22 protein-coding genes and 1 riboswitch are annotated in these 24,357 nt (G+C 66.7%); of the genes, 13 read left to right on the forward strand and 9 right to left on the reverse strand.

Annotation, left to right across the window (positions count from 1 at the left end; translation table 11 throughout):
* Positions 1-55: 55 nt before the first annotated feature.
* From HUW53_RS04740 to HUW53_RS04785, 10 genes are read left to right on the forward strand one after another with little or no spacing between them, the layout of a single operon-like run.
* Positions 56-937 (forward strand): SphA family protein, encoded by an 882-nt coding sequence (locus tag HUW53_RS04740; protein WP_237344607.1) that lies wholly within the window; start codon positions 56-58, stop codon positions 935-937.
* A 31-nt stretch (positions 938-968) separates the two neighbouring features.
* Positions 969-2,267: an acetamidase/formamidase family protein gene (locus HUW53_RS04745; protein ID WP_237344608.1), complete on the forward strand. Its 1,299-nt coding sequence runs from the start codon at positions 969-971 to the stop codon at positions 2,265-2,267.
* Positions 2,268-2,278: 11 nt separating this feature from the next.
* The gene (locus HUW53_RS04750) at positions 2,279-3,481 is read left to right on the forward strand and encodes an aromatic ring-hydroxylating oxygenase subunit alpha (protein WP_237344609.1); all 1,203 of its coding nucleotides are present in this window, start codon (positions 2,279-2,281) and stop codon (positions 3,479-3,481) included.
* A 10-nt stretch (positions 3,482-3,491) separates the two neighbouring features.
* Positions 3,492-3,830, forward strand: a complete 339-nt coding sequence (locus HUW53_RS04755) for a hypothetical protein (protein ID WP_237344610.1) — start codon at positions 3,492-3,494, stop codon at positions 3,828-3,830.
* The gene (locus HUW53_RS04760) at positions 3,827-4,309 is read left to right on the forward strand and encodes a nuclear transport factor 2 family protein (RefSeq protein WP_237344611.1); all 483 of its coding nucleotides are present in this window, start codon (positions 3,827-3,829) and stop codon (positions 4,307-4,309) included. Before HUW53_RS04755 ends, HUW53_RS04760 begins: the two co-directional genes overlap by 4 nt.
* 25 nt (positions 4,310-4,334) lie before the next feature.
* Positions 4,335-5,600 carry a styrene monooxygenase/indole monooxygenase family protein gene (locus HUW53_RS04765; RefSeq protein ID WP_237344612.1) on the forward strand — a complete coding sequence of 422 codons (1,266 nt, stop codon included), beginning with the start codon at positions 4,335-4,337 and terminating at the stop codon, positions 5,598-5,600.
* On the forward strand, positions 5,590-6,147 hold the full coding sequence (locus tag HUW53_RS04770) for a flavin reductase family protein (protein ID WP_237344613.1): 558 nt from the start codon (positions 5,590-5,592) through the stop codon (positions 6,145-6,147). The genes HUW53_RS04765 and HUW53_RS04770 overlap by 11 nt, the downstream gene beginning before the upstream one ends.
* Positions 6,140-6,925: an SDR family oxidoreductase gene (locus tag HUW53_RS04775; protein WP_237344614.1), complete on the forward strand. Its 786-nt coding sequence runs from the start codon at positions 6,140-6,142 to the stop codon at positions 6,923-6,925. Before HUW53_RS04770 ends, HUW53_RS04775 begins: the two co-directional genes overlap by 8 nt.
* Positions 6,925-7,254, forward strand: a complete 330-nt coding sequence (locus HUW53_RS04780) for a non-heme iron oxygenase ferredoxin subunit (RefSeq protein ID WP_237344615.1) — start codon at positions 6,925-6,927, stop codon at positions 7,252-7,254. The genes HUW53_RS04775 and HUW53_RS04780 overlap by 1 nt, the downstream gene beginning before the upstream one ends.
* Before the next feature lies 1 nt (position 7,255).
* The gene (locus tag HUW53_RS04785) at positions 7,256-8,236 is read left to right on the forward strand and encodes a 2Fe-2S iron-sulfur cluster-binding protein (protein WP_237344616.1); all 981 of its coding nucleotides are present in this window, start codon (positions 7,256-7,258) and stop codon (positions 8,234-8,236) included.
* A 164-nt stretch (positions 8,237-8,400) separates the two neighbouring features.
* Here the strand turns inward: HUW53_RS04785 and HUW53_RS04790 are convergent, their stop codons facing one another.
* Positions 8,401-9,207: a hypothetical protein gene (locus HUW53_RS04790; protein WP_237344617.1), complete on the reverse strand. Its 807-nt coding sequence runs from the start codon at positions 9,205-9,207 to the stop codon at positions 8,401-8,403.
* A gap of 126 nt (positions 9,208-9,333) precedes the next feature.
* Here HUW53_RS04790 and HUW53_RS04795 point away from each other — a divergent pair, with 126 nt between their 5' ends.
* The 3 genes from HUW53_RS04795 (at position 9,334) to HUW53_RS04805 (ending at position 12,579) form a co-directional block, all read left to right on the forward strand.
* The gene (locus HUW53_RS04795; RefSeq protein WP_237344618.1) at positions 9,334-10,275 is read left to right on the forward strand and encodes a LysR family transcriptional regulator; all 942 of its coding nucleotides are present in this window, start codon (positions 9,334-9,336) and stop codon (positions 10,273-10,275) included.
* A gap of 71 nt (positions 10,276-10,346) precedes the next feature.
* The gene (locus tag HUW53_RS04800; RefSeq protein ID WP_237344619.1) at positions 10,347-11,276 is read left to right on the forward strand and encodes an IS1595 family transposase; all 930 of its coding nucleotides are present in this window, start codon (positions 10,347-10,349) and stop codon (positions 11,274-11,276) included.
* Positions 11,269-12,579 (forward strand): ParA family protein, encoded by a 1,311-nt coding sequence (locus tag HUW53_RS04805; RefSeq protein WP_237344620.1) that lies wholly within the window; start codon positions 11,269-11,271, stop codon positions 12,577-12,579. The genes HUW53_RS04800 and HUW53_RS04805 overlap by 8 nt, the downstream gene beginning before the upstream one ends.
* A gap of 81 nt (positions 12,580-12,660) precedes the next feature.
* On the opposite strand, the gene atzF is transcribed toward HUW53_RS04805, so the two are convergent.
* The 8 genes from atzF to HUW53_RS04845 form a co-directional block, all read right to left on the reverse strand.
* Complete coding sequence (gene atzF / locus HUW53_RS04810; RefSeq protein ID WP_237344621.1) at positions 12,661-14,463, reverse strand: allophanate hydrolase; 1,803 nt, start codon at positions 14,461-14,463, stop codon at positions 12,661-12,663.
* Positions 14,463-18,020, reverse strand: a complete 3,558-nt coding sequence (uca, locus tag HUW53_RS04815; RefSeq protein WP_237344622.1) for an urea carboxylase — start codon at positions 18,018-18,020, stop codon at positions 14,463-14,465. Before uca ends, atzF begins: the two co-directional genes overlap by 1 nt.
* 16 nt (positions 18,021-18,036) lie before the next feature.
* Positions 18,037-18,711, reverse strand: a complete 675-nt coding sequence (locus HUW53_RS04820; protein ID WP_237344623.1) for an urea amidolyase associated protein UAAP2 — start codon at positions 18,709-18,711, stop codon at positions 18,037-18,039.
* Positions 18,712-18,722: 11 nt separating this feature from the next.
* A complete protein-coding gene (locus HUW53_RS04825) occupies positions 18,723-19,559 on the reverse strand; it encodes an urea amidolyase associated protein UAAP1 (protein ID WP_237344624.1) in 837 nt (278 codons plus the stop codon).
* Positions 19,560-19,644: 85 nt separating this feature from the next.
* Entirely contained in the window at positions 19,645-20,406 is a 762-nt protein-coding gene (locus tag HUW53_RS04830; RefSeq protein WP_237344625.1) for an ABC transporter ATP-binding protein, read from the reverse strand.
* Positions 20,403-21,224 carry an ABC transporter permease gene (locus HUW53_RS04835; RefSeq protein WP_237344626.1) on the reverse strand — a complete coding sequence of 274 codons (822 nt, stop codon included), beginning with the start codon at positions 21,222-21,224 and terminating at the stop codon, positions 20,403-20,405. Before HUW53_RS04835 ends, HUW53_RS04830 begins: the two co-directional genes overlap by 4 nt.
* 106 nt (positions 21,225-21,330) lie before the next feature.
* Positions 21,331-22,425, reverse strand: a complete 1,095-nt coding sequence (locus tag HUW53_RS04840; RefSeq protein WP_237344627.1) for a putative urea ABC transporter substrate-binding protein — start codon at positions 22,423-22,425, stop codon at positions 21,331-21,333.
* A 103-nt stretch (positions 22,426-22,528) separates the two neighbouring features.
* A riboswitch (guanidine-I (ykkC/yxkD leader) is annotated at positions 22,529-22,634 on the reverse strand.
* A 150-nt stretch (positions 22,635-22,784) separates the two neighbouring features.
* The gene (locus HUW53_RS04845; RefSeq protein ID WP_237344628.1) at positions 22,785-23,912 is read right to left on the reverse strand and encodes an aminomethyl transferase family protein; all 1,128 of its coding nucleotides are present in this window, start codon (positions 23,910-23,912) and stop codon (positions 22,785-22,787) included.
* Between the last annotated feature and the right edge of the window lie 445 nt (positions 23,913-24,357).

Raw genomic sequence — 24,357 nt, forward strand, 5'->3', positions numbered from 1 at the left:
TGCGGGCGTCAGCCAGAGCTTAAATCCGGCGGCGAAACCTGACACTGGGGTCACGATGTCTCACACAGCACAGCGCATTTGTCTTGCCGTATCGTTGGTATTCTGTGGCGCCGGTGCCGCGCACGCCACCGAGGGCGGCGGTGGCGCCTATCCCAACGGCGCCGAAAGCTTCATGACCGGCTATCTGCCGCCGCCCGGCTTCTATGTTGTCAGCTACAACGAGTACTATACCGCAAGCAGCTTCAAGAACAGCAGCCCCATCTTCAACGATTTCAGCGTCGATGTGGCGGCCACCGTGTTCCGCGCGATCTATGTGAGCGACGTGCAGGTCTTCGGTGCCAATTGGGCGATGCATGCGTTCCTGCCCATCGCCAGCGTGGATGCCGCATTCGGCGGCATGTCTGGCCGCTCCTCCGGCATCGGCGACATCATCATCGATCCGTTCATCCTGGGCTGGCACTTCGGCGAGTGGAATGTCGTCACCGGATTCGACATCACCTTGCCTACTGGAAAGTATGACCCGGAGTCCATCGCCAATCCTGGCCGGAATTATTTCACGTTCACGCCCGTCTTCGCCTTCACCTACCTGAACAAGGAGGGGTGGGAGCTTTCCGCGAAGATCATGTATGACTTCAATACAGAGAACCAGGACACCAACTACCAGTCAGGCCAGGAACTGCATACGGACTTCGTGGCGGCGAAGCATTTCGGACCGTTCGCCATCGGCGTCGGCGGCTATGCCTACAAGCAGACCACGCCCGACAGTGGCCTTGGCGCGGTGTTCGGTGGGTTCGAGGGGCAGGCGGTCGCTCTTGGTCCGCAGCTCATGTACACGTCCGGAAAAATCACGGCCGTGGCGAAATTCATGAGCGAATTCGCGGTCGAAAACCGGCCGCAGGGCGACAAGATCTGGATCAACATCGTCGCCGCCTTCTGATTTTTCATACGTCTTCCTGGAGTTCAAGATCATGCCGGCTTTGCCCGTCATCGATGTGTTTTCCTATTCCGGCGGCATCGTCGGCCCCTCCGTTCCCATGCTTGGCCCGGTGGCCGATGGCGGCACCATCCGCACCGGAACGCCCCCCGGCTGTTGGGGCCCCATGATTACGCCAAAGTTCCAGGGCGGGCATGAGGTGACCCAGCCGGTCGCGGTCGAGGGGGCCGAGGTGGGCGACGCGGTCGCCATCAAGATCCGCAAGATGCAGGTCACCTCGCTCGCCACCGCCTCGGGGGTGATGGAATTCGTGGAAGGGCGCTATCGCGGCGATCCCTTCGTCGCCAAGCTGTGCCCCGTCTGCGGCACCATGAGCCCGCCGAGCCATGTGGAGGGCATCGGCGACGAGGCGATCCATTGCGATGTGTGCGGCTCGGAGGTGAACGCGTTCCGCGTCTCCAACGGCTATGTGATCGTGCTGGACCGGGAGGCGGGCGTCAGCCTCACCGTGAGCAAGGCGGTGGCGGAGACGCTGGCGGGCGAGGCGAGCACCTTCTCCGCGCTGCCGGAACTGGCGCAGCAGCATTCCGTCCTCACCCTCGCCCATGCCGACATCGCGGGCCTTGCCGCCCACATGCAGCCGTTCCTGGGCAATATCGGCACCACCCCATCGGCGGACCTTCCGGACTCCCACAATGCGGGCGATTTCGGTTCCTTCCTCATCGACGCGCCCCACACATACGCGCTGACGGCGGAGGCGCTCGCCGCCGCCAAGACCGATGGCCACATGGACACCAATTCGGTGCGGGAAGGGGCGGTCCTGATCTGCCCGGTGAAGGTGAAGGGCGCCGGCATCTACATGGGCGACATGCACGCCCAGCAGGGCAACGGCGAGATCGCGGGCCACGCCACCGACGTCTCCGGCGAGACCGAGGTGGAGGTGGAGGTCATCAAGGGGCTCGGCATCGACGGCCCCATCCTGCTGCAGCGCCCCGACGACCTGCCCCCCATGGCGCGGCCCATGACCGGAGCCCAGAAGGCGGCGGTGAAGGCGCTGGGCGCCCGCTATGGGCAGATGGAGGTGGAGGAGAACGGCCCCATCACCTTCATCGGCTCCGCCGCCAACCTCAATGACGCCACCAGGAACGGCCTGGAGCGCGCCGCCGCCATCACGGGCCTGCCCTACGACGAGATCCTGAACCGGGCCACCATCACCGGCTCCATCGAGATCAGCCGTCTGCCGGGCGTGGTGCGCGTCACCTTCCTCTGCCCCATGCCGATCCTGGAGCGCCTCGGGATCGCCCATCTCGTGCGCGCGCAATACGGACTTTGAGGAGTATTTCCATGTCTGAGACCCAGCAGAAGTGGGCCACCGCCTACCCGGAGCTCGGCACTGGCCCCATTCCGGTGGAGCCCTGCGTGTCTCCGGCCTTCTTCGACGCCGAAATGGCGAAGGTATTCAAGAAGGCCTGGCTGAAGGTGGCGCGGGTGGAGGAAATCCCCAACGCCGGCGATTTCAAGGTGAAGAAGCTCTCGTTCGCCCATACCTCGGTCATCCTGATCCGGGGCAAGGATGGCGCCATCCGCGGCTTCCACAACACCTGCTCCCATCGCGGCAACAAGGTGGTGGTGGAGACCGGCGACGAGACCTTCGGGTCCAGCAAGGCGGCGGTGGTGACCTGCCGGTTCCATGGCTGGGTCTATGATGCCAAGGGCGATCTGGTCTCGGTGCCGGAGGAAGAGAAGTTCCACGCCTGCTTCCATCGCGGCGAGAACGGCCTTGCCCCCGTGCGGACCGAGGTGTGGGCCGGCTTCGTCTTCGTCAACCTGGATGCGGAGGGCAAGGAGAGCCTCACCGATTTCCTGGGCGGCATCGGCCGGCACCTCGGCGCCTATCCTTACGAGAAGATGCCGCGCGCCTATGCCTACAATACGGTGCTGAACTGCAACTGGAAGGTCGCCCACGACGCGTTCGCGGAAGCCTATCACGTGGCCACCATCCACGCCGGCTCGTTCCCGAACGTGTTCACCTCCGGCCTCCAGAACGTGCAGCTGTTCGGGCCCCACCGCACCACGGCCATCTGCCTGTCCATGAATGCGGAAGCGAAGCCGGTGGCCAAGCTCGCCAATGCCATCACCGGCGCTTCGCTGGTCACCAATCGCGGCGCCTCCATGCTGCCGCCCACCGTCAATCCGGATCGCCGGCCCGACTTCTCCTTCGAATTGTCGGTGCTGTTCCCGAACCTGCTGCTGCATGTTTCCGAAGGCATCTGGTTCACCCACCAGTTCTGGCCGCTGGCCCACAACAAGACCCGCTGGGAAGGTCGCTATTATCTGCCCGCGCCGAAGACCAATTCGGAAGTCTGGGCGCAGGAGTTCTCCCAGGTGCTCCAGCGCAATGCGTGGCTCGAGGATACCGCGACCATGGAGGACACGCAGGACGCCCTCGAATCCGGCGCCAAGACCGTCATGCACCTTCAGGATGACGAGGTACTGATCCGCCACGGCTACCACGCCCTCGAACAGTTCATGACCGCGGCCGAGTGAGGACGAACCGATGACTGAGACTCTTCCCGCGGCTTTCGCAAGCCTGTCCCCCTTCACCGCCTGGGCGCTGGGCACCCAGGACGCGCGCCAGCACAAGCGCATCACCTCCACCAAGGCGGAGCTGAAGGCGTTCTACGACGCGGTGCTGCCCGAGCTGCCCAAGATGCTGGAGTATGTGGACCAGTATCCCCTCGGGCAGGTGCCCGCCGAGGCCAAGCCGGTGTTCTGGATGGCGCTCTCCATGGCGGAGGTCGCGCCCCATGTGGAACTGTACCGCGGCGATCCGAAGGTGCCCCACTCGTTCGACGAGGCCCGCTTCGTGGCCGAGCACGGACGGGTGCCGGCATGAACGCGGCCGGCGGACTGGAGAGGCGGCTGGCGCGGCTCGAAAGCGCCGAAGCGATCCGCAACCTGGTCGGCCTTTATGCCCTCGGCGCGGATCGCCGCAACGACCCGGAGATCTTTTCCGGGCTGTTCACGGACGATGCGGAATGGGAGGCGGCCGGCTTCGGCCGCTTCCAGGGGCGCGACCTCATCGTCGCGGAACTCGCCCGCATCGGCCGCGAAACCATCGTCTGGACCCTGCATTACATGACCTCGCCGGTGGTGGAGATCGACGAGGAGGGAACAGGCGCCCGCTGCCGCTGGTGGCTGTGGGAGCTCTCCAAGATCAAGGATCAGCCGGGCGCCGAGCCGGTCGCCCACTTCCTGGGCGGCACCTACGACACGCGGCTCGAACGGACGCCGGACGGCTGGCGTTTTTCCCGCGTCGTGCTCGATCTGCCCCTCGTCAGTCCCCACGCGCCAGGCTTCAAGACCCGGCCGTGACCTTCCCGATTTCAAGGAACATCCCATGCGCAAGATCGCCATCATCGGCGGCGGGCAGGCCGGTCTGCTGCTCGGCTTCGGCCTGATCGACAAAGGCTACGACGTCACGATCTATTCCGACCGCACGGCGGAGCAGGTGCTGCATTCGCGCCTCGCCACCACCGCCTTCCTGTTTGAAAGCTCGCTGAAGATCGAGCGCGACCTGTGCCTCAATTTCTGGGAAGACCTCGGCCCCTATGGCGAGGGCATCCATGTCGACTTCCGCGCCCCCGACGGCATGGTGGGGCTCTCGGTGCAGGGCCGGCTCGGGGTCAACCACGGGCAGGCGCTGGACGTGCGCACCAAGTTCCATCGCTGGATGAACGAATTCGCCCGGCGCGGCGGGCGGCTCGTGATCCAGGCCATCACCATCGCCGATCTCGAGCGGATCTCGGCCGAGAACGACCTCACCATCGTGGCGGCCGGCAAGGGGGCCATCACCGCCCTGTTCGAGCGCGACGACGCCCGCTCGCCCCACAAGGTGCCGCCGCGCAATCTCGCCGCGGTGCTGGTGACCGGCTCCAACCTCACCGGCGACCGGCCGTGGCGCGAGATTCCGTTCCGCCCGCTGCGCTTCAATTTCATCGCCGGGGCAGGCGAATACTTCTCATTGCCCTTCTACACCCACACCAAGGGGGAGTGCCGCAGCTTCCTGTTCGAGGCCATTCCTGGCGGACCCATGGATGTGTTCCAGGACGTCAAGGACGGCGCGGAGATGGTGGCCACCGTGCGCGAGGTGGTGAAGCGCCTCACGCCGGACCAGGCCGAGCATGTGCCCGACGACATGGAGATCACCGACGCCAACGCCTGGCTGAAGGGGTCGTTCACGCCCGTCATCCGCAAGCCGGTGGGCGTGCTGCCCTCGGGCAACATCGTGTTCGGCGTCGGTGACGCCCTCGTGCTCAACGACCCCATCGCCGGCCAGGGCGCGAACAACGCAAATCGCATGGTGAAGGCCTATCTCTCCGCCATCCTGGAACACGGCGACAAGCCTTTCGATCGCGCGTGGATGGAGGAGTTGTTCAACGGCTTCTGGGAGACCTCGGGGCAGTACACCTGCGCTTTCACCAATGCGCTTCTGGTGCCGCCGCCGCCATCGGTGCTGGAGATCCTGGGCGCCGCCTCCAAGGTGCCGGTCATCGCCGACGAATTCTGCGGCAATTTCAACGATCCCCCCCGCTTTTGGCCGGCGATCGCCGATCTCGACGCGGCCAAGCGCTATGTGGCGTCGAAGGTGGCCCATGTCGCGTGATGTGTCGCCTGAGACCGGGGTGGCGACGGTGGCCGCTGTGGCGGGTGCGGAAGCGGAGCGGCGCGCCTTGCGCCACTCCCTCTCCCTCTACGCCACGGGGGTCTGCGTGATCACAACTTTGGCGCCGGATGGCGAGAAGGTGGGGCTGACGGTGAATTCGTTCGCCTCGGTCTCCCTGGATCCGCCGCTGGTGCTGTGGAGCCTCGCCAGGACGTCGCCGCGCGTGCCGGTGTTCCGGGGCGCGACCCATTTCGCCGTCAATGTGCTGTCGGGCGCCCAGGAGGAGCTGTGCAACCGCTTCGCCCGTCCTGGCGCCGACCGGTTCGCTGGGCTCGATCTCGATGCGGGCGCCGGCGGGGCGCCGCTGCTGCCTGGCTGCCTCGCCACCTTCGAGTGCGCCCGGCACGAGGTGGTGGAGGGCGGCGACCACGTCATTCTCATCGGCAAGGTGCTGACCCATACGCGCGGGTCTGCCGCCGATGCGCTGGTGTTCTGCAACGGAGCGTTGCGGAACTGGTCCGGACTGCGGGAGGTGGCTCATGGCTGAGTTTTCCGGCAAGGTTGCCATCGTGACCGGCGGCGCGACCCTGATCGGCGCCGCCGTCGCGGAAAGCTTGGTGTCGGCGGGCGCGTGCGTCGTCGTGGTGGACATCGATACGGACCGCGGCGCGCGGGTGGCCGAGGGGCTTGGCGCGCGGGGCCTGTTCATCCCCACGGATGTGGGCGATGACGCGGCCATCGCCGCCGCGGTGGCGGCCACCCTCGCTCGTTTCGGGCGCATCGATGTTCTGGTGAATGCGGCGGCCTGCTACATCGACCAGGGTGCGGCCTCGCCCCGCGCGGACTGGGCGGCGGCCTTCAATGTCAATGTGTTCGGCGGCGTGGCCCTGGTTCAGGCGTGCCGGCCGCATATGGCGGCCCAGGGCGGCGGGGCGGTGGTGAACTTCACCAGCGTCTCCGGGCGCATCGCCCAGGCCGGGCGCTGGGTCTATCCCGCCACCAAGGCCACCATCGAGCAGGTCACGCGCTCACAGGCTCTCGATCTCGCCGGCGACGGCATCCGGGTGAATGCGGTGTCCCTGGGCTGGACCTGGTCCGCGCCCATCTCCGCGATGGTGAAGGCCGACCGGGCGAAGGCGGATCGCATCGCCGGCCCGCTGCACATCACCGGCCGGGTGGGGGATCCGAAAGAGGTGGCGGAAGCGGTGCTGTTCCTGGCCTCGCCGCGTGCCTCGCTCATCACCGGCACCACCGTGGCGGTGGATGGCGGCTATCTGGCCCTGGGGCCGGAAGGGCGGGGCCTTTCCCTGACGGAGTTGTTGTGATGACGGGCATCCTGACGGCCGAAGCCGTGCTCTGCCGCGCCGCCGACGTGCCCGAGGGCGGGGCGCTGCGGGTTGAGCGGGACGACGGGCCGCCGCTGGCGGTGTTCCATGTGGGCGGGCGCTTCTATGTGACCGACGACACCTGCACCCATGGCGAGGCCTCCCTTTCCGAGGGCGAGATCGACGCCGAGGAATTGCTGGTGGAATGCCCGTGGCATTCGGGCGCCTTCGATCTGGCGACCGGCGCCCCGTGTGGGGCGCCCTGCACCATCGCCTTGCGCGTGCATCGTTTCGAGCTGCGCGGCGGCGACATCGTGCTGGTGCCCTGACATGGCGCGGATCACTTTGGAGAGCGGCGCCAGCTATGAATGCGACGCCGGCGACACCGTGTTGCGCGCGGGCCTGCGGGCCGGGCTCGGGCTGCCTTATGAATGCAATGCGGGCGGCTGCGGCACCTGCAAGGTGGAGATCCTGGCCGGGGTGGTGGAGCCCCTGTGGCCGGATGCGCCGGGCCTGTCCGATCGCGACCGGCGCAAGGGCCGGGTGCTGGCGTGCCAATGCCGCCCGCTCGCCGATTGCCGGCTGAAGGTGCGGGAAGACCCGGCCTGCGTGCCGCCGGTGCCGCCGGAGCGGCGGCGGGCGGTGCTGGATGGCGTCGAGGATATCACCCACGATATCCGCAGCTTCCGGTTTCGCAGCGAGGGACCGGCCCGGTTCCTGCCGGGGCAATATGTGATGCTGACGCTGCCGGACGGCCTGGAGCGGGCCTATTCCCTCGCCAATCTCCCCAACGCGGCCGGCGTGTTCGAGGTGATGGTGCGGCGCGTGCCGGGCGGGCGGATGGGGGAGCGCCTGTTCGGCACGCCCCCCGACGCGGTCACGATCGATGGGCCGTTCGGCCTCGCCTTCCTCCGTCCGGGGGAGCGGGATGTCGTGTGTCTTGCAGGGGGCTCCGGCCTTGCGCCCATGGTGTCCATCGCCCGCGCCGTGGCGGCGGAGCCGACGTCTCGGCGCGTCGTCTTCTTTCATGGCGGGCGCACCGGGGCCGATGTGCTGGATGTGGCCCGCATCGATGCCCTGACGGGGCTCGGCCCGCGTCTCACCTATGTGCCGGTGGTGTCGGGAGAGGCCATTCGCGGGCTTGCCCACGGGCTGGTGCACGACGTCGCCGCAGCCTGGCTCGATGGGTCGGTGGACGGGTTTGATTATTATTGCGCCGGTCCGCCGCCGATGACGCAGGCGGTGGAAAACCTTCTGGTCCGCAATGCGGGCCTGTCCGCGGAACGGGTGCGGTTCGATCGCTTCTTCTGAACGCTGCGCGCGCCAACAGGTCATCATCCCAAAAGGCCCGTGAGTTCGACTCACGGGCCTTTTGTCGGGCCTGCGCTCCGGTTTGGCGGGGGCTTGGGTATGGGGCTTGGGCGCCGGCGTGTTCCGCCTGCCTCGGGGGCGGTCGGAAGCCGAGGCCGGCGGGCTCAGGTGGCGTGCGCGGCGAGGTCTTGCCTCAGCCAGATGTCGAGCGGCGCGCCCTCCCCATGAAGGATGCTCCAACGCCGGGTCAGTGTGCCGCCCGCCGGGCCGGTGTCGAGGGTGGCGAGCTGTCCGCCGCCGGTCCGGCTCACGCCCAGGGCGCAGCCTTCCCGGAAGGGGAGGGACGAGACGCGGATCAGCCATTCCCCGTCGCCCACGGTGCCGAACGAAATCTCGCAATCGACGAGGTCCTGGGCGTGGGACAGGGTGGGCGCCTCGGCGACCAGATCGGCGAGGGAGCGGCCGCCGGGCACGGCGAACGGGCGCGCCCGCGCCAGCATGAAGCGGTCGCCCACCACCACCAATGACCCCGCGCTGCCGCTCCGTGCATCCCGCAGAATGAAGGCCGCGGCGGGGGTGCGATCCCCTTCCGCCCGATGCCAATGCTCCAGATAGGGCACGTCTCGCCCCTCTTCCTTCATGATGCCGTCTTCCAGCCACAGGCGGCCGGCATCGGCGAGCGCTGATGGGGGCTGGAAATCCAGGTGGCGCTGCCATTCAAAGAAGGCACCCGCCTTCACCAGCCGACCGGCGAAGCCGTCCTGCCGCGCGAGCCAGCCGATCTGTGGCGCGGTGAGATCGCGCAGCGCGCGCACACCGGCGAATGAGGGGCGGTCCGCCGGCTGGCGCAGGTCGATATAGTGTTCCGGCCCCTGGAGCCAATACACCTCGGTGGTGGTATCCCGCCGCCCATCGGGCTGGACGATGAGGGAGCGCCGCCACAGGCCCCCGAGCTGGTCGATGTCGAGCAAGGCTGTTCCTCCACGAAGGGCGGCACTATGGGCATCGGCGGGGAGAGCCGGGTAGACACGTCCGGTCAATGTCAGTCATAGAGTGGATCTATCCCCTGCGGCTCCTGCGCGGGGCGGAGGTCGGCCATGGCTCAGGTTTCCCGGCGCAGCGAGCGCGCGAGCGCCTTCACCCGCAATGTGGACTGGAACCTGTTCCGCACCTTTCTGGAGATCGTGGAATGGGGCGGCATCAGCGCCGCCGCGCGGGCCATGAACCGCCAGCAGCCGAGCATCAGCGCCGCGCTGCGCCGGCTCGAAGGGCATCTGGGGGTGGAATTGTGCGAGCGTTCCGCCAAGGGGGTGGAGCTGACCGCGGCCGGCAATGCCCTGTTCGACCTGTGCGCGGGGCTGCGCGCCCAGGTGAACCGGATGCCGCTGGAGGTGGCCAAGGCCAATGGTCTGGTGGATGGCGCGGTGCGCATCCGCATGATTTCCGACCTCGTCTCGCCGCTGCTGGATCGGGCCATCGCCGATTTCCACGTCGCCTTTCCGGGCGTGGAACTGCGACTGGAGGTGGCGCCCTGGCGCGCCATCATCAAATCGCTGCGCACCGGCGATGCGGAGATCGGCATCACCTGTGACAGCGCGCCCAACATGGCGCTGCAATATGTGCCGGTGATGCGCGAGATCCAGCAGCTCTATTGCGGTCCGGGCCACCCCTGCCACGGCAGCGCGCCGCTGCATCCGGCCGAGCTGCGCCACGAGGGCTTCATCCTGACCGGCGAGGATGAGCCGGATGAGCTGGAGCATTTTCGCCGCCGCTACGGGCTTGGCGCGCGCACCTCGGGATTTGCTGAGACGCTGGCGGAGGTGCGGCGGCTGATCCTGCTGGGGGTGGGGCTCGGCTTCCTGCCCACGGACGTGGCCAATCGGGAGCGGGGGGATGCCGCCTGCTGGCCACTGCTCGCACCGGAGCTGCTGCCCAGTTACGAGGTCTATGTGGTGGCCCGCGCCTCGGAGAGCCTGTCCACCCCCGCGCGCCTGGGGCAGTGTCCGGCCGCTCTGCACGGAGGGATCGGCATCACATAAATTTGGGGCCTGTATACCTAACTAGCCAAAACTTACTTGACCTGCGCCACGGCGGTGGCTAGTTAGGTTTCATGACCGACAATCCTGAAACCATCAGCCTGTATCAGTTCTTCCAGCGGTTCCCAGACGAGGAAACTGCTCGCAAGTACTTCGAGAACAACCGCTGGACCGGTGAAGTCTGCTGCCCCCATTGCGGCAGCTTGTCGGTGGCGGAGGTCAAGAACCACAAGCCGATGCCCTACCGCTGCCGGGGCTGCCGCCAGCACTTCAGCGTCCGCACTGGCACCGTTCTGGCCGAATCGCGCTTACCGCTGCAAAAGTGGCTCATGGCGATCTACATGATGACCACGGCGCGCAAGGGCATTCCGTCCACGCAGATGGCGCGCGAACTCGGCATCACGCAAAAGTCGGCTTGGTTCCTTGCGCAGCGCATCCGCGAAACTTGGCTGGCCGGCCAATGGGGTGGCATGGGCGATCATGTCCAGGTCGATGAAACCTATGTCGGCGGTCGCGAGAAGAACAAGCACGCCGACAAGAAGCTTCGCGCTGGTCGCGGGTCGGTCGGTAAGACCGCCGTTGCCGGCATCCGCTCGGAGACTGGCGAAGTCCGCGCGGTCGTCGTCGCTGATACCAAGGCCGGGACGCTCGGCGCTTTCGTGCAGGATCATGCCAACCCCGGCGCTACGGTCGTTACTGACACCGACGGCGGCTACGTTGAGCTTGAAGCCGCTGGCTTCAACCATATCCGCATCAATCCCTCGGTTGGCGAGTACGTCCGCGACATGGCCCATACCAACGGGATCGAAAGCTTCTGGTCGCTGCTCAAGCGCGGCTACATCGGTATCTACCACTACATGAGCGCGAAGCACCTGCATCGCTACGTCAACGAGTACTCATTCCGCCACAACACCGCTCGCGCTGGCACCATGCCGTTCATCGACATGACGCTTCGCCGGTCGGTCGGGAAGCGCCTCACCTACAAGGGCCTGATCCATGCCTGACGACAAGAAGATGATCGAGCCGATCAACGCGGACTTTGATGCGGTCGCCAAGGCCATGGTGTCGAACCTGACTGATGGTCCTTCAGCCACTCCAAAAAGCCCCGCGCCACGGGATCGGCTAGAAACTCAATCTAGCGGTCAGGATGCCCCCCGTGGCACGGCGGGGGCCAGCACTTCGATTCGCAGTTCAACCTCCGCGGGGGAGATTCCAGTAGCCAAAGTCGTTTCGCTCTTTAATCACAAAGGCGGCGTCAGCAAGACCACTACCGCCTTTCACCTTGGGTGGAAGCTGGCCCGGCTCGGGAAACGGGTTCTGATTGTGGATGCCGATCCGCAATGCAACCTAACTGGCTTAACGCTGGGAATAGAGGATTACGACTCGCTGTTCGCTTTTTACGACAGCAAGCAGAACACAGACATTTTCAGCAGTCTTGCCCCGGTGTTCGCGCTGGGCGGTGACACGGTATCTTCTCAGGGAGGGAAGACGCCGATTACTAAGACCAACAATCCAAACCTGTTCATCCTTGCTGGGAACATACGATTTTCGGAGATCGACACTCAAATTGCCACCGCATTGACCAGCAGCGCGACAATTCCGATTCTGCGCCGGTTTGTAAGCGCATTTAACGAATTGATACGCCGAGTCGCAAAAGAGAATGCCGTTGATATAGTTTTGATCGATATGAGCCCGAGCGTATCGGCCACAAATCACTGCATTCTAATGAGTTCAGACTATTTCATAATTCCAATTTCTCCTGATTTCTTCTGCTATCAGGCTATGGATTCGCTTAGCAACGTTTTTCCGCGGTGGGTTGATGAAATATCAAGCTTTAAAGACGGAGGTGCAGATTCTTTGCCTGTCAACAATCCAAAAATGCTTGGATATATATCTCAAAACTACAGAATTTACACGGTAGAAGATAAGACTGAAACGTCGGATCAAAAGCAAATGTCGAAAGCCTATGTTGAGTGGCTCCAAAAGATAAAAGTACTTGTATCAGAAAAGCTTGTCCCCGTTCTGCAGAGCAAGGGCATGATTATTAACGAGCAGGAATTTCGGGATGCAGTTGGATATGATGAACCTTACCACCTCGCAGGGGTTCAGAATTTCAGCGGTTTGATACCAGTCTCTCAAAAACTTTCGAAGCCTATCTTTGAACTAACGTCAGCAGACGGCCAATGGACCGGTGCGCGCTGGGTGCGAAAGGATGCCAAGGGTAAGGAGCATGGGATCAAGGTGAACATTGAAGAAGCTAACATGGTCTATACCCGTCTCGCGGAGGCCATCATCGCCATGGCATAGGCCGTGGCGCGGCTCGGCTAGCTAGGTATATAGGCCACTTCTGCGAACCTTTCCCGCAGGTGTTCGCGCGGGTGTTCTGTCTTATGCCGCACCCCGCGCGCGCCAGGCGCGCCAGCCGCCGAAGGCGGTGATGTCTTCGGCCTGGGCCACCGCATGGGCCTCGCACAGGAAGCCGCTGGCGCTGGTGCCGTCATCGAGGCTGATCTTGCCGATGCCGAGGGGGGCCGGAATGGCGGCCACGAATGCGCCGAAGGCGGCGGGCGGCAGGCCCCACACCTCCACCTCCAGGCCGGGTCCGGAGAAACCGGGGGTCCGGATCAGGCCCGGCTTGGGCGGCAGGGTGCCGGGCAAGGCGTAAAGCTGATAATCCGGCGTGGTGCGGCAGGCCTTCAGGAGGACGCCGCCGGCCCGCGTCAGCTCGGGATTGAGCGGCATGCCTGTGAGATGGGCGCCCACCACCACCAGCGGAACCAGTCCCTCGCGGGAGGGGGCGAGGCGGGCCTGTTCGGGGATCGCGGCGGCACGGTCGTGGCCGAGACCGGTGGCGGCGGCCCGGTGCAGCCGGTCCGCCAGCACGGCGAGGTCATCGTCGCAGAAGGCGGGGGCGACCAGGGTGACGCCCACCGGCAGCCCGTCCGCCCGGAAGCCGGAGGGCACCGCCACGGCGCAGCAGTCCAGCAGGTTCACGAAATTGGTGTAGCGCCCCAGCATGGCATTGAGGCCGATGGGGTCGGCCCGCATCTCGGCGACGGTGGTGATGCGCGGCGCGGTGGGCAGCAGCAGCACGTCCATCTTCGCCCATTCGGCGTCGGTGGCCTTGCGATAGGCCTCGAGGGCATAGGCGCCGCAGAAGGCGTCCACCGCCGAGAACTGCCGCGCGCCTTCGATGATGGTGCGCACGGTGGCATCGATGTCGGCGGCGTGGGCATCGAAGAAGGTCTGAACCGCCGCCAGCCGCTCGGCCACCCAGGGGCCGCCATAGAGCAGGCTCGCGCAATCGCGGAAGGGGGCGTAATTGATCGCCACCATGGTGCCGCCGAGGGCCGTCAGGCGGGCGGCTGCGGCGTCGTAGAGGGCCTCGGCCTCGGTGTCGCCGGCGAAGACGCGTTCCTTGCCGCTGAGCACGCCGAAGCGGAATCCGGCGAGGGGCAGGGAACGCGGGGCGGCGGCGCGGGAATAGACATCGCCCTCGTCCTCCCCCTGCATGATCTGCCGCACGAGGGTGGCATCCCCGGCGGTGGCGCCGAGCACGGAGATGCAATCGATGCTCCGGCAGGCCGGCACCAGGCCGGTATTGGGCACGAGCCCCTTGGTGGGCTTCACCCCCACCAGATTGTTGAACGCCGCCGGCACGCGCCCGGAGCCGGCGGTGTCGGTGCCCAGCGCGAAGGCGACCTGGCCGGAGGCGACCGCCACCGCCGAGCCGGAGGACGAGCCGCCCGAAACGTAGTCGGGATTGAACACGCTGCGCGGCGCGCCATAGGGCGAGCGGGTGCCGTTGAGGCCGGTGGCGAACTGGTCGAGATTGGTCTTGCCGATGACGAGCGCGCCCGCTGCCTTCAGCCGCGCCACGGTGGCCGCATCCCGCTGCGGCGCATAGGCGAAGGCGGGGCAGGCGGCCGTGGTCGCAAGCCCCTTCACATCGATATTGTCCTTCACCGCGAAGGGGATGCCCCACAAGGGCCGGGCCTCGCGCCCGCCCTCGGCCATGAGCGCGCGGGCGGCGGCGCGCAGGTCGTCATCCGCGAATCTGGAGATCCATACGGCGGGGTCGGTGCCCGCGTGGAGGCGACGGATCACCTCCTCGATGACGTCGAGCGGCGTGACGGTGCCGGCCGCGTAGCCCGCCTTCAAGGTCGAAATGTCGAGCATGTCCGGCAGCATCAGGCCTCCTCCTCCATGACGGCGATAACATCGCCCGCCCGCACCGTGCGGCCGGGCTTGCAGCGCACTTCCAGAAGCCGACCCGAGGCGGGGGCGAGCACTTCCATTTCCATCTTCATGGATTCGAGGATGGCGATGGGCTCGCCGGCCTTTACCACGGCCCCTTCCTCAACCACCACCTTCCAGACCGTGCCGGTCATGTGGGCGGCAACCGCGGTGGCGCCGGAGGGCAGGGGCTCCTCCTCGCCGGCGGCCAGCACCAGGGCATCCTCGGCCACGAAGCTGTCGAGTCCGCGGGCCTTCCAATCCGCCCGCTCGGCCTCGAAGGCGGCCTGCCGGTGGGCCTGGAAGGCGTCGATCTCGGCTGTGTTGGCGGCGAGGAACCGGGCGTGGGTGCGCCAGGAGAATTCCGTCTCCTCGATCTTCAAGGGATAGCGCCCATGGGGGAAGGCGGCGCGCGCCTCGGCGAGCTCGGTCTCGTCCACGGGGTAGAAGCGGATGCGATCGAAGAAACGCAGCAAATGCGGGTGGCCGGGCTCGAACTCGCGGGTGGAGCGCCAGGAGTTCCACATCTGCACCGTGCGGCCGAACAGCTGGTAGCCGCCCGGCCCCTCCATGCCATAGACGCACAGATAGGCGCCGCCGATGCCCACCGCGTTCTCCGGGGTCCAGGTGCGGGCCGGATTGTATTTGGTGGTGACAAGGCGGTGGCGCGGATCAAGCGGGGTCGCCACCGGCGCGCCGAGATACACATCGCCCAGGCCCAGCACCAGGTAATCCGCCTCGAACACGATGCGATGGACGTCTTCGATGGAATTGAGGCCGTTGATGCGGCGGATGAACTCGATGTTGGACGGGCACCAGGGCGCATCGGGGCGCACCAGCTCCTGATACTTGCGCATGGCGAGCTGGACCGAGGGATCGTTCCAGGACAGCGGCAGGTGCACGATGCGCGAGGGCACGGTGGCGTCCTCGGCGTGGGGCAGGGACGCCTCCAGCTCGGCCAGCGCCGCCACCAGCTTCGTGCCGGAGATGCGGTCCGGATCAAAATGCACCTGGAGCGAGCGGATGCCGGGGGTGAGATCCACGATGCCCGGCAGCTTCGCGGCGCGGATGGCCTGCGCGAGCAGCCCCACCCTGAGGCGCAAGGCGATGTCGAGCATCATGGGGCCGTATTCGACCAGGAGGTAGTCGTCGCCCGCGCGGCGATAGACCACCGGCACCTCGCCATCGGGAATGGAGCCCAGGATGGGGCTCTGGGTCAGGCCTTCGGCCGCCGGCAGAATGGCGGGGGCGGTGACGCGCGGGCTGTCGGCCACATAGCCATCGGCGCAGGAAAAGCGCACGCCGTCGCCGGGTTTGAGCTGGCCGACCTTCCACAGGTCGTCCTTCGCCACCACCACCGGGCACACGAAGCCGCCGAGGCTCGGCCCGTCCGGTCCCAGGATGATGGGCATGTCGCCGGTGAAGTCGAGGGCGCCGACGGCATAGGCGTTGTCGTGGATGTTGGAAGGGTGGAGGCCGGCTTCCCCGCCATCGGCGCGCGCCCAGCGCGGTTGCGGACCCATGAGCCGCACACCGGTGCGGGCGCTGTTGAAATGCACCTCGTAGCGGTGAGTGAAGAGGTCGGAAATGTCCTCGACCTGGAAGAAGTCGGGTGCGCCGTGGGGGCCGGAGCGCACCGTGAGCGTCCATTCGCCGGTCAGCTCGGGGATCTCCTCTGGCGTCGCGATACGCGCGGGTGTGGTCGGCTCCTCGCCCATCTTCAGCACGTCGCCGGCACGCAGCGTGCCGGTGGCGTGGCCGCCGAAGCCGCCGAGGCCGAAGGTGGCCTTGGACCCCATGAAGTCCGGCACATCCAGCCCGCCCGCAACAGCCAGATAGGCCCGCTGGCCGGGGCCGGCGACCGCCTTCATGACCAGGGTCTCGCCGGCCTTGACGGTGATCGGTGCGAAACGCGCCAGCGGGCGTCCGTCGATCTTCGCGTTCATGTCGGCGCCGGTGAGGGCGATCACCGCGTCGCGGTGGAAGCGGAGCGTCGGGCCGGTGAGGGTGCATTCGAGGGCCGCCGCGCTCTCGGCGTTGCCGACGAGCGCATTGGCGAGGCGGTGGGAGCGCGCGTCCATGGGGCCGGAGGGGGGAATGCCCACGTCCCACAGGCCGAGCCGGCCCGGCACGTCCTGAACGCTGGTCTGCGCGCCGGGGGCGAGCACCTCGATGGCGCGGGGCGTGAAGGCGAAATCCTTCAGCACGCTGGTGGCGACGGCGCCGGACACGAACGCCTCGCCCGCCGCCACCGCGCCGAGATAGTCGAGATTGGTCTCAAGGCCGTCGATCCGCGCGCCCTTCAGCGCGGCCTGGAGCTTTGCCACCGCCTCGGCACGGTCGGCGCCGTGGACGATGAGCTTGGCCAGCATAGGGTCGTAATGGGCGGTGACCTCGCTGCCGCGCTCGATCCAGCCATCGACGCGCGCGCCTTCGGGGAAGCTCAGCGCCGTGACGCGGCCGGTGGAGGGGCGGAAATCGGCCTGCGGGTTCTCCGCATAGATGCGTGCCTCGATGGCGGCGCCCCTGGGCGCGAGGCGCTCCGGCGGGGTGAATGCGCCCGCTGCCTGGCGGATCATCCATTCCACCAGATCGACGCCGAAGACTTCTTCCGTGACCGGATGTTCCACTTGCAGGCGGGTGTTCACCTCCAGGAAATAGAAGTCCTGGCGGGCGACGTCCCAGATGAACTCGACCGTGCCTGCGCTTTCATAGGACACCGCCTCACCAAGCTTGCGGGCGGCGTCCGTGAGGCGGGCGCGCTGCTCCACCGTGAGGCCGGGGGGCGGTGTCTCCTCGATCACCTTCTGGTTGCGGCGCTGAAGCGAACAGTCGCGCTCGCCCAGCGTCAGCACCCGCCCGTCGCCGAGGCCGAAGATCTGCACTTCCACATGGCGGGCGGTGGCAACGAAGCGTTCGAGATAGACGCGGGCATCGCCGAAGCTCGCCTTGCCCATGCGCTGCACGTTGGCGAACTTCGTGCGCAGCTCCTCGGCATCGGCGCAGAGCTGCATGCCGATGCCGCCGCCGCCGGCGGTGCTTTTCAGCATCACCGGATAGCCGATGGCTTCCGCCGCGGCCACCGCCGCGTCGGCGTCGTCCAGGAGCCCGGAGCCGGGCAGCAGCGGCACGCCGGCGGCCTTCGCGATCTCGCGGGCCGTGTGCTTCAGCCCGAAATCGCGCAAATGTTCGGGGCGCGGGCCGATGAAGGCGATGCCCTCGGCCGCCAGCCGTTCCGCGAAGGCGGCGTTCTCGGACAAGAAGCCGTAGCCGGGATGCACCGCCTGCGCCCTCGTCGCCTTGGCGGCGGCGAGGATGGCGTCGGCCTTCAGGTAGCTGTCTTTGGCCGCATCCGGGCCGATGTGGAAGGCTTCGTCCGCGGCCAGCACCGGCGCGGTGAAGCGGTCGGCGTCGGAATAGACCGCCACCGATGGGATGTTCATCTTCTTGAGCGTGCGGATGACGCGGCCGGCGATCTCGCCCCGGTTGGCGATGAGAACCTTCTTGAACATGGCGCTGTCTCCGGCGTCAGGCGGTGGCCGGATCGAACACCAGGACGCGGATCGGCGTCGGGTCGAAATCGTTGCAGGGGTTGTTCACCTGCGGGCAGTTGGAGATGAGCACCAGCATGTCGCGCGCCGCCAAGAGGTCCACATGGTCGCCGGGCGCCGAGACCCCGTCCACGATGGCGAGCTTGCCGTCGGCCTCGATGGGCACGTTCATGAAGAAATTGATGTTGGGCACGATGTCCCGCTTGGTCATGCCGTGGGCGGCCGCGGCCATCACGAAGTTCTCGCGGCAGGCGTGCATGTAGCGGGTGTGGTGGCCGAAGCGCACCGTATTGGCCTCGCACGAGCAGGCCCCGGCCGAGGTGTCGTGCCGCCCGCAGCTGTCGCCCACCACCACGGCCAGCACATGGCCGAAGTTGGACATGAGCCGGGTGCCGGTGGTCACATAAGGCGCGCCCTGGGCGAGGATGGTGTCCTGGGCCGAATAGCGTTCCGAGGTGTCGTGCGCGTCATAGACGAGGGTGTCCACGGCCTGGCAGCCCTTGATGTCGATGATGCGCAGGATCTGGCCCTTCTGGATCACCTTCGACCATGGCCGATTGGCGGGCACGGTGAAATCGTAGACGGCCTTGGCTTCATCGAGCACCGGGGCGGCGAAGAAGGGGGTGGCGGAAGCGGTGTTGAGCGCGGTCATGGGTCCCTCCCTCAGGCCTGGAGCCAGGTGGCGTTGTTCTCGAAGCCGCGTGCGGCCTCGCTGGTGGCGGTGCGGCACAGGTCGTCGGCTGCGGGCGCGGGAAGCTGGAACACGATCGCCTCGACCGGGCCGGGGGCGAAGCGGGTGTCCGGCGCCAGCGGGTGGGGGCAGTTGGAGACCGCGACGATGAGGTCCAATTCGGCCCGCAGGTCCACGAAATCGCCGGGCTGCACGATGCCATCGCGCCACACCGGCTTGTGGTCCACGAATGAGACCGGCGCGAAGAAGGAGATCACCGGCGCCACGTCGCGCGGGCCAAGGCCGTGCTTGGCGGCGGCGAGCCACATGTTGTCGCGCGTGTTGCGCTCCGCCGCGTTGCCGTACTTCTTCAGGTTCGAGGCGGGGGTGGAGCCGCCGATGATGGTGTCATGGGCGCAGCAGGTGTCTTCCACGATGGAGAACAGCACCCGGCCCATGTCCGAGAACAGCACCCGGCCCTTGCGGATGTCGGCGGTCCACTGGACCTTCACCGTGTCGGCGCTGTTGTAGCGCTCGGAAGGGTCGGAGAGGTTCCAGGCGAACACCGACACGCCCGGATTGCCGCAGGTGTTGAGCAGGCGCAGGCCCTCGCCCCGGCGGATCACCTTGGTCCAATACCAGCCGCCGGGGATGGTCTCGGCGTGGCGCACGCTCGCGGGGGCGATGGGCGCGCCGTCGCGCGCGGTGGGGGCGGGCAGCACGCGCGGGGTGACGGCGTCGCCGGCCGCCTTGAGTTGCTCGTAACGCTGGCGGCGGGTGGCGATCAGGGCTGCCTTTTCGGCATCGGGGGTGTCGAAAGATGATGTCATGTCTCAACGCCTTGGATGATCGGGTCGTCCCGCTTCAGGTTCCCGTGCGCGCGCCGGGTCGTCCCGGCCGGGTGGAAAGGGTGGGTTAGACGGCTTTCGGCGCGCCGGCGACGCGCGGCGGCCAGATGCCGATGTCCTTGGCGATGCGGGCGCCGTAGCGTCCCCCGTCCGAGGGCTCGTCGCGCCGCCGCTCGAAGGCGATGACGCGGGTGGCGAGGCCAAAGGCCTCCGGCAGATCGTGGGTCACCATCACGGCGGTGAGCGCGCGTTCGTGCCACAGCTTGCGCATCAGCACATGGATGTCGGCGCGAATGCCGGGATCGAGCGCGCCGAAGGGTTCGTCCAGCAGGAGCACGCGCGGTTCCGCCATCAGCGCCTGCGCGAGGGCGAGGCGCTGCTGCATGCCGCCCGAAAGCTGGCTCGGATACTTGTCCGCCGCATGGGCGAGGCCGACCGCCGCGAGCAGCTCGCGCGCCTTTTCGGTGGCGGCCCGCCGCGCCGCCCCGAACACGCGGCCGAGCAGGCGGGTGCCGGGCCCGCGGGCGCCGAGATCCTTGGCCAGCAGCACGTTGCCCAGCACGGTGAGGTGCGGGAACACGGAATAGCGCTGGTACACCACCCCGCGATCGGGGCCGGGCTCCTTCGGGATGGGCTTGCCGTCCAGCTCGATGATGCCGCGGGTGGGGATCTCCTCCGACAGCAGCATCTTGAGGAAGGTTGTCTTGCCGCAGCCGGAGGGACCGACCAGGGCCACGAAGGCGCGCTCCTCGATCTCCAGGTTGATGTCCTCGAGCACGACCTTGTCGTCGTACTCCTTCCACAGGTGGCGCACGCTGATGAGGCTCATTGGGCGGTCCTCGCGGCGGCGAACCAGGGGAAGGCGCGGCGCTGGAGCGCCACCAATGCGATCTCCATGACGAAGGCGAGCAGCGTGATCCACGCGACGTAGGGCAGGATCACGTCCATGGCGAGATAGCGGCGCACCAGGAAGATGCGATAGCCGAGCCCGCTTTCGGAGGCGATGGCCTCGGCCGAGATCAGGAACAGCCAGGCCGGACCGATCTGGAGCCGCACCGAATCGATGAGGCGGGGCAGGATCTGCGGCAGCACCACCCGCAGCACCAAGGTCCAGGACGAGGCGCCCAGCGTCTGCGCCTTCACGAATTGCTGGGGCGGCATGTCGGTGACGCGCAATGCGATGTCGCGGATGAGCAGCGGGGCGATGCCGATGGCGATCAGTGCGATCTTGGACGCTTCGCCCAGCCCCATGGTGATGAACAAGATGGGCAGGATGGCGAGCGGCGGCACCATGGACACCACCGCCACGAACTGCCCCAGCAATGCCCGCAGATAGGGCAGAACACCGATGGCGATGCCGAGCACCGCGCCGATGAGGGTGGCGATGCCAAGCCCCGCGAACAGGCGGCCAAGGCTTGCAATCGTGTCGGACCACAGCGGAATGGTGCCGGTGCGGATGTCCACCGTGAAGGCCATGCGCACGATGGCGTCGCCGATGGTGGCGAAGGAGGGCAGGAGCTTGTCGGCCGGATTGTCGGCGAGGCGCATCGCCGAGGCGATCAGGTAAAGCACCAGCACCGCGACGAACGGCAGCAGCGCCAGGACTCTGGCCCATCCTGGGGCGGGGAGCCGATTGACGAGACGCATCGACGATCCTCTCTCAGCGGGGGTCGGGTGGGCTGCGCCGGTGGAACCGGTGCCGCGGGGATGTGCGGGGAGGCGCCGGGCCGGGGAACCCCGACCCGGCCGATGCTCACAGCTTGCCGGCGGCGGCGTCCGACATGTAGGTGTCGATGAAGCGGAACTTCACATTGGCCTTGTCGCCCAGCACCTTGCCGTCGGCGAGCGCGATGCCGACCACGTCCGCGGACGGGGCGCCATTGCCGAGCAGGCCGTGGGTGAACAGGAAGTTGCGCACCTTGTCCATGGTTGCGCCCACTTCCGGCGAGCGGGCGAAGGCGGCGGCCTCGGCCGGCTTGGCGAACAGCTTGGTGGCGGCCATCTGGGCCTCGAAGCCGGCAAGGTCGGTGCCGGAGGCCTTGCCCATGGCTTCGCGGGCCGCCTTGCCCGCCGGCGTATCGGCGGTCATGAGCGCGAGGGTCTCATACCAGATGCCGGCCAGCGCCTTGGCGAAGGCGGGATTGTCCTTCAGCGTCTGCGTATTCACCACGGTCAGGTCCATGATCTCGCCGGGGATCTGGGACGAATCGAACACCTTGTGCGCCTTGGGATCGGCCAGGATCTCGGAGACAATGGGGTTCCAGGTGACGACCGAGGTCACGTCCGGCGTCTTCCAGGCGCTCGCCATGTCGGCGTCGGAGGTGGAGACCACCTTCACGTCCTTCTCCGCGAGGCTGATGGAGGCCAGCGCGCGGGCGAGGAGATAGTGGGAGACCGAGAACTCGACCAGATTCACCTTCTGGCCCTTGATGTCGGCGAGCTTGTCCTTGTCCTTCAGGATCACCGCGTCGTTGCCGTTGGAGAAGTCGCCGATGATGACGGCGCTGGTGTCCACACCGCCCACCGCCGGGGTGGAGAGGGCGTCCATGTTGGTGACGGTCAAGGCGTCAAAGCCGCCCACCGTGTATTGATTGATGGATTCGGCATAGTCGTTCACCTGAACGACATCGATGTTGATGCCGTATTTGTCGGCCCATTTCTTGACGATGCCGGCGTCCTTGGCATAGCCCCAGGGCATCCAGCCCACATAGATGGTCCAGGCGAGCTTGAAGTCCTTCTTCGGCGCGGCGAATGCGCTTTGCGCCGTCAGCGGCAGGGTCGCCGCGAGCACACCGAGCGCCAGCGCGCCGGCCTTGAGGACGGTCTTGATGTGGTATTTGCCTGACATCGCCAATTCCCCTCGTGGTACGATGCGCGTCTTGCTGACGAGCGTTCCAATCGAGACCTGGAATTGGCGAGACCTTTAGTGATGCCAATTCCTGGCCACTGAGGTCTCCCGGGATTTTGCCCCGCCGTGCCCAAGCGGATGTCTCCCGCTCGGGTAGCAGCTCTCGGACCAGCGCCTCTTCAGAGGCCGGAACCCTAGCCGCCAACTCATTGCATTAATAAAATCAGAGCCAGCCCTGAAATCAATATTGTTCTGTGGGCACGGTGCTGAAATTTTGAACAGTGATCTGCCCGCGCAAGAGCCAGATCGGGCCGTCCGGGGCGGCACGTCGCGCCGCCCCGGAAGGAGATGGGAGCGCCTCAGGCGCGCTCGTCCAGCGGGTGGGTGCGCAGGCGCATGGGGTCGTAGAAGGGGGTGCGCACCACATTGGCCTCGAAGGTCTCGTCGCCGTCCTTGATGGTGAAGGCGGTGCCGAGCGCGGTAAGTTCCGGTTTCAGCGAGACGAGGGCCAGGGACTTCATGAGGTGCTGGCTGTAGGTGACCGAGTTCACCACGCCCACTTCCGCTCCATCCTTGAAGATCTTGGAGCCGGGCGTGACCGCCTTGGGGGCGAGCACGTCGAGGCCGGCCTGGTGGGTGCGCTCGGTGCCCTTGCGCTTGATGAGGGCCTCCTTGCCGCGGAAGGACGGCTTGGACAGGTCCACCGACCAGTCCATGAGGATCTCCCAGGGGGTCGTGTCGGGATGGGGCATGTCGAACGGGAAGAACAACAGGGCGCCTTCCACCCGCACGATGTCGAGGCAGTCCCACGACACGGGCATGATGCCGAACGGCTGGCCGGCTTCCAGGATCTTGTCCCACAAGCCGACCGCATCCTTGGCGGCGCAGAAAGCCTCATAGCCGCGCTCGGCCGAATAGCCGCCGCGGGCGAGCGAGACCGGCACGCCGAACAAGGTGGTCTTGCCGTGCCCGAAATAGGGCAGGGCCTTCAGGTCCATGGGGGTGTGGGGGCTGAGGATGTCGAGCGCCTTGGGCCCCTGGAGCGAGAGAATGTGGATGTCGTCGTCCCGCTCGAAGGAGACGTCGAAGCCCTTCGCGACCACCGGCAGGGCTTCTTCCAGCGCGCCGCCGCCATGGGACAGGCGGAAGTTCTCCGGCCCGTCCACATAGACGAGCACGTCGTCGATGAGGCCGCCCTCTTCGTTCACGATCGAGGCGATCATGGAGCGGCCGGCGGGCACCTTGGCGAGGTCGGCGGTGACAAGTTCATTGAGGAAGGCGAGGGCGTCCTTGCCGCTCACATTGATGATCTTGAGCGCCGACACGTCGAAGAGGCCGGCCCGATAGCGCACCGCCGCCGTCTCCTCATAGGGGCAGGTGGCGTAGTGCTGGGGAAGCGCCATGTTGTTCCACGATTCCTCAAGCTTCGAGCCGAGCGCGCGGTGACGCTCGTTGAGAATCGATTGGCGCCAGACGCTTTCAGTCATTCGTGTCCCCTTATTTGCACGCACCGCCGGCCCGATGGCCCGGTTGTGGATCCCGACAGGGGTGGCCGTCAGGCCTTCGCCCCCGCCTGTGGCGCGCATCCTGAAAGGACACCCATTATGTGTCAATTACTTTTCTTGAGGAGAAATATACAAAGTCCAGCGCCGCCAGGCGCTGGTTCCATCGCGGGAATGGGGCTGCAAGTCGCGTTCCCGCCCGGCGGGCCTTGGGCGTTGCGGGCGATCCGGAGCCGGACCTGCCGCATGTGGATCCGCCGCATGTGGATCTGAGCGCGCGGCGGGCGCCTGCAGGGCGATGCCGGCTTCCGCGGATGTCCAGCTTCAAGGTCCGCGGCTCACGCCGCAGTCTGCTCCCTCACCTCAACCTTTAGCGCATACGCTACATGCTATGGTTGCTGTTTGGGCTGAGGTGAGCAGTATTGATGCA

Source organism: Xanthobacter agilis, from assembly GCF_021730435.1.
Classification (GTDB): domain Bacteria; phylum Pseudomonadota; class Alphaproteobacteria; order Rhizobiales; family Xanthobacteraceae; genus Xanthobacter; species Xanthobacter agilis.

Bases quoted from the DNA above. Each gene is read 5' to 3' on its own strand.
- HUW53_RS04740 (WP_237344607.1), top strand. From the start codon at position 56: ATGTCTCACACAGCACAGCGCATTTGTCTTGCCGTATCGTTGGTATTC.
- HUW53_RS04745 (WP_237344608.1), top strand. From the start codon at position 969: ATGCCGGCTTTGCCCGTCATCGATGTGTTTTCCTATTCCGGCGGCATC.
- HUW53_RS04750 (WP_237344609.1), top strand. From the start codon at position 2,279: ATGTCTGAGACCCAGCAGAAGTGGGCCACCGCCTACCCGGAGCTCGGC.
- HUW53_RS04755 (WP_237344610.1), top strand. From the start codon at position 3,492: ATGACTGAGACTCTTCCCGCGGCTTTCGCAAGCCTGTCCCCCTTCACC.
- HUW53_RS04760 (WP_237344611.1), top strand. From the start codon at position 3,827: ATGAACGCGGCCGGCGGACTGGAGAGGCGGCTGGCGCGGCTCGAAAGC.
- HUW53_RS04765 (WP_237344612.1), top strand. From the start codon at position 4,335: ATGCGCAAGATCGCCATCATCGGCGGCGGGCAGGCCGGTCTGCTGCTC.
- HUW53_RS04770 (WP_237344613.1), top strand. From the start codon at position 5,590: ATGTCGCGTGATGTGTCGCCTGAGACCGGGGTGGCGACGGTGGCCGCT.
- HUW53_RS04775 (WP_237344614.1), top strand. From the start codon at position 6,140: ATGGCTGAGTTTTCCGGCAAGGTTGCCATCGTGACCGGCGGCGCGACC.
- HUW53_RS04780 (WP_237344615.1), top strand. From the start codon at position 6,925: ATGACGGGCATCCTGACGGCCGAAGCCGTGCTCTGCCGCGCCGCCGAC.
- HUW53_RS04785 (WP_237344616.1), top strand. From the start codon at position 7,256: ATGGCGCGGATCACTTTGGAGAGCGGCGCCAGCTATGAATGCGACGCC.
- HUW53_RS04795 (WP_237344618.1), top strand. From the start codon at position 9,334: ATGGCTCAGGTTTCCCGGCGCAGCGAGCGCGCGAGCGCCTTCACCCGC.
- HUW53_RS04800 (WP_237344619.1), top strand. From the start codon at position 10,347: ATGACCGACAATCCTGAAACCATCAGCCTGTATCAGTTCTTCCAGCGG.
- HUW53_RS04805 (WP_237344620.1), top strand. From the start codon at position 11,269: ATGCCTGACGACAAGAAGATGATCGAGCCGATCAACGCGGACTTTGAT.
- atzF (WP_237344621.1), bottom strand. From the start codon at position 14,463: ATGCTGCCGGACATGCTCGACATTTCGACCTTGAAGGCGGGCTACGCG.
- uca (WP_237344622.1), bottom strand. From the start codon at position 18,020: ATGTTCAAGAAGGTTCTCATCGCCAACCGGGGCGAGATCGCCGGCCGC.
- HUW53_RS04820 (WP_237344623.1), bottom strand. From the start codon at position 18,711: ATGACCGCGCTCAACACCGCTTCCGCCACCCCCTTCTTCGCCGCCCCG.
- HUW53_RS04825 (WP_237344624.1), bottom strand. From the start codon at position 19,559: ATGACATCATCTTTCGACACCCCCGATGCCGAAAAGGCAGCCCTGATC.
- HUW53_RS04830 (WP_237344625.1), bottom strand. From the start codon at position 20,406: ATGAGCCTCATCAGCGTGCGCCACCTGTGGAAGGAGTACGACGACAAG.
- HUW53_RS04835 (WP_237344626.1), bottom strand. From the start codon at position 21,224: ATGCGTCTCGTCAATCGGCTCCCCGCCCCAGGATGGGCCAGAGTCCTG.
- HUW53_RS04840 (WP_237344627.1), bottom strand. From the start codon at position 22,425: ATGTCAGGCAAATACCACATCAAGACCGTCCTCAAGGCCGGCGCGCTG.
- HUW53_RS04845 (WP_237344628.1), bottom strand. From the start codon at position 23,912: ATGACTGAAAGCGTCTGGCGCCAATCGATTCTCAACGAGCGTCACCGC.